General features: G+C 59.9%; 1 protein-coding gene and 4 pseudogenes. 2 read left to right on the top strand and 3 right to left on the bottom strand.

All coding sequences use genetic code 11. The annotated features are described in order from the left end of the window. Both AC0L3P_RS39415 and AC0L3P_RS39410 read left to right on the top strand, forming a co-directional pair. Nucleotides 1-192, top strand: a pseudogene (locus AC0L3P_RS39415) (IS5/IS1182 family transposase); the annotation flags it as partial. 206 nt (nt 193-398) lie between these two features. Further along, nucleotides 399-626: pseudogene (locus AC0L3P_RS39410) on the top strand (IS256 family transposase); the annotation flags it as partial. A gap of 486 nt (nt 627-1,112) precedes the next feature. Here the strand turns inward: AC0L3P_RS39410 and AC0L3P_RS39405 are convergent. From AC0L3P_RS39405 to AC0L3P_RS39395, 3 genes and pseudogenes are all read right to left on the bottom strand, one after another. Continuing rightward, nucleotides 1,113-2,078 (bottom strand): MurR/RpiR family transcriptional regulator, encoded by a 966-nt coding sequence (locus AC0L3P_RS39405; protein ID WP_473309386.1) that lies wholly within the window; start codon nt 2,076-2,078, stop codon nt 1,113-1,115. Between the two features lie 745 nt (nt 2,079-2,823). After that, nucleotides 2,824-3,007, bottom strand: a pseudogene (locus AC0L3P_RS39400) (IS66 family transposase); the annotation flags it as partial. Nucleotides 3,008-3,183: 176 nt separating this feature from the next. Then, nucleotides 3,184-3,330 (bottom strand): annotated as a pseudogene (locus AC0L3P_RS39395) (IS256 family transposase); the annotation flags it as partial. Nucleotides 3,331-3,537 lie beyond the last annotated feature (207 nt).

Here is a 3,537-nt window from a genome sequence, read left to right as displayed (position 1 = left end):
CCGGGCCAGCTTTGTCACCTTGGCCGCTGCTATCTCAAAGGCCGCGCCGGCGACGCCGCCAACGTCGTGCTCTCAGCAGTCGACCACAACTTCCGCCGTATCCTCGCCTGGCTCAGAGAACTCTTGTGCCTCTTCCTGATCCAGCTATCGCATACGTTTGCCTGTCCGCTCCCGCTCAATTCGGCTTCTTAACGGACGACCAACTACGGATCCGCGCTCACGGCGCAACCGGGCTAATCGTAGAGGCGGCCAGCTACTAACTCGAGCTCGCCCTCATCGTACGCATCGGCCTGCCCACACCTTCGTGCTCCCGGTGCCTCTGTCCCGGATGGTCGCACCCTACGCCACGATCTTGAAAACCGCAGCCGAACATCGGCACCGAGAATCTTATACCGGTTACCAACCCAATCGAAAGCGTGTTCGCGACCGTGCGGCACAGAGCCGTGCGGACGAAAGGACCGCTGTCGTCGACGACCGCCAGGCTGATGGTGTTCAAGCTGATTATCGCCGCATCAAAGACCTGGCGGCGGCTCAAAGGCACAAATCAGTTGCCGGAGGTGATTGCAGGTGTCAGATTCAACGACGGCATCGAGGTCATCCACATGACGGCAAACCACGCCGCCTGATCGCCTCGTCGCCCAAAATTCCGCATAGCTCCATCCCTGGCCACTCCCCACGAAGGCGGCGCTCCGCCTCCCATCATGGTCGCACGCCGACTCATTGTCATGCCTCATACCCGAATCGCCCCGCCAGTCGCTAGCAGGGCCCGTCCCGTTCGCCGGAGCCGAAGGGCCGCGGCGCACAAGATATTTGGCGCATTCAGACCGTTGTTGCGCAACTTGCAACATTCGCATCATTTCGTTCAGCGCGAGCGCATTTTGGCCACTGTATGCGAGGTCTTGGCCGCACCTGACCCCCGGCTCTCGCAGCTCCATGACCGGGCTGACGGGGCGGATTCGGAACCAACGCCTAATCAGGGACAAGGAGAGGCTCTGGGTGGCGAATACGAGCCTTGACGTCGGTGGCCAGCCACAGTCGACTCCATTTTAGCCACCTGGTTCAGGGATGGATTTCGTTCGCGCTAACCTGGCCGGTACAAGGGGAGTTTTTCTTCAAGGTTTGTGGGTCGCCATGTTGCTTCGGCGATGCCTCCCGCGAGAGGCGGCCGCGTGGCGCTCGCCCCGGCCGGGGCGCGGACCGTGCTTGCGCGGTATTTTCAGGACATAAGTATCGAATGCTGCGAGATGCGCTTCGTTCGCTGCCAACGCGTCAAGCGCGCGGCTGCCGCGCTTGGCCGCGATTAGCTCCAGGAGACACTCCACCGCCGCGATCGCTGGAGTCATTGTATGAAAGAACGATGGCGTTTCGGTCTTGATAGGAATCACAACTTCGGAAAGCTTAGTAATTGGAGACAGATCACTGTCGGTCACTGCGATGAGCTTCGCACCGCGGGCGACCGCAAACTCCGCAGCCTCAACTGTGTAGCGCGTGTAGGGGCTAACAGTAACCGCCAATAAAACGTCTTGTGGACCGACGGACCGCAGCACGTCATTGGCCGTTCCGCCTATTCCGTTGATCAGTACCGTGGGCGACCCGAGCAATGAGCCGACATAATGCATCAGATATGCTGCAGGAAAACTTGAGCGGAGACCGAGACAAAAAATGTGACGCGCCTCCACGATCAAATCGGCTGCAGCTGCAAATGCAGCAATCGCGGAGGGACGGAGGAGGTCCGTTAGATGGCTATGCAAGGCGTCGATCGTATCACCGATAAGGGGGGCATCGCCCTCGGCCTCTCGTCGTGCGAATAGCTCTTCTGCACGTCCCGCGAAGCCTTCGGGGCGCTCCCTAATGCTATCCGCGACTATCTCTTTCAAGCCGTCGAATCCCTCGAAGCCGAGACGCTGTGCAAGCCGCGTAAGCGTGGCCGGCGGTACTCGCGCCCGCCGCGCCTGCTCCCGCATCGACAGCAATGCGACCTCTGCTGGATGATCGAGCAACCAACGTGCGGCGACCTTCATTTGTCGCGGCATCCGCTCGTAGCTGTCCTTGATAACACCTGCGATGGGTAAATCCATTGCGAAACTTCCTGCGTTCGAGCCGATAGGCGCTGGAAAACAACAAAGCCGGCTGTTTTTCTCACGAGGCCAGACCGATTTTATTGTGGCCTTAATCGGCAATCTTGATCTTACGCCAGCTTCCGTGCAATCGGCCAGTGAGATTGCTTCCCAGGGTTCAATGAGGCATTGAAGGAAGGCATTGGCACCTCACGTTCGCGGCGTTAACGCAACGAGGCCGTCGCAGATGCTTGGACGATGGTCGTTTAGTCGTAGCCGGCCTCGGATGGCGGCCGGTGCTCAATGGCGTCAACCCGCGTCAGTTCGGAATGGCAGGCGGCGAGATGATGCGGCATTCGATGACGGCGAGTTCCTCATGAGGGCATCTCTGCTGCGCCAGCGGGCAGCGCGTCCGAGGGCGACAACCGGTGGGGCGTTAAGAGACGTCGATAGATCGTCGGTGATGATCACCTGATTCGTCTCGGCGCTCGGGACCAAACGCCGTACACCTCCGCGAGGACGTCGGAAAGTATAAGGATGCAGTGGATTTGCGTAAATTAGGTAACGACGTGAAGCAACATCTTGCCGTTATCGTACGTCTCATGGCGCCTCCGAACGCTGCGGATTCTTCCAGTTGACTCCCTGATGCAGGCGCGTCAGGTGCTCCGATCCCGGGTCAATCAATCGAGGATCGAATATTCTGCAGGGCCACGGACCGCGGGACAACTACTAGCAAAAGGCCAGCCGACCGGCATCGCATGCTGCATAGCCGCGCGGTACGCTCCGAGCGCGGACCATGGCGGTCGCGCTTAAGTTCTCGATTTGCAGCTTCAGATGGGCGATCAACGCCTGGTCGTCGGACTGCCGGGCACGGGCGGCCGCAGCCTCCCCAGCAATGCCGCTTGCAGGGTTTCGACGTCGTCTGGCAGCGATCCAAGGCCGTCACCCAAGGCCCCGATGGGAAAAGAGGTGATTTGAGGCGTCTTTTCTTCCGCACCTCAGAACGTTTTTGAGCCTATCCTGCGCTCTGTGGCCGCCGCGTGTGCTGCGGATTGCGCCAGTCGATTAACTGGAGATGTCCCGATCGCTGTTGAACTGCGTCGGGCCGACGTTGCCGGGATGAATGTTACGCGGCCCTCGTGACGTGGGCAACGGGCTTGATCGTCATGCGATCGTGGTGAGCCTGAAGGGCCGCACGCAGAAACGACAATTGCTTGTGCGCCTTCAACCGTCGGAAGCCCTTGTTGGCCTCGATCATGCCGGCCGCGACCCATATGTGGACGGCCCCCGTGGCACAAGAGCTTTGTGAGGTTTGATCGGATCGCTTGCATCCATATGTGCGGCCTGTTGGGTGCAGCTTGGTAGCCACTGGCCAAGATGGCTTCCGCAACACGAGTTCCAATCACCGCAGCGGCCTTGAACAGCCAATGGGTCGCACGGATTTACTCGCGTCTCGGGTCGATCGATCGCACCATCTCTT

The sequence above is a fragment of the Bradyrhizobium sp. WSM4874 genome (genome assembly GCF_055811835.1).
Note: the sequence above shows the minus strand (reverse complement) of the source record. Positions and strands in the feature narration are given on the sequence as shown.

What these genes read in the sequence shown, in the direction of transcription:
- AC0L3P_RS39405 (WP_473309386.1), bottom strand. Translation starts at nt 2,078, where the DNA reads ATGGATTTACCCATCGCAGGTGTTATCAAGGACAGCTACGAGCGGATG.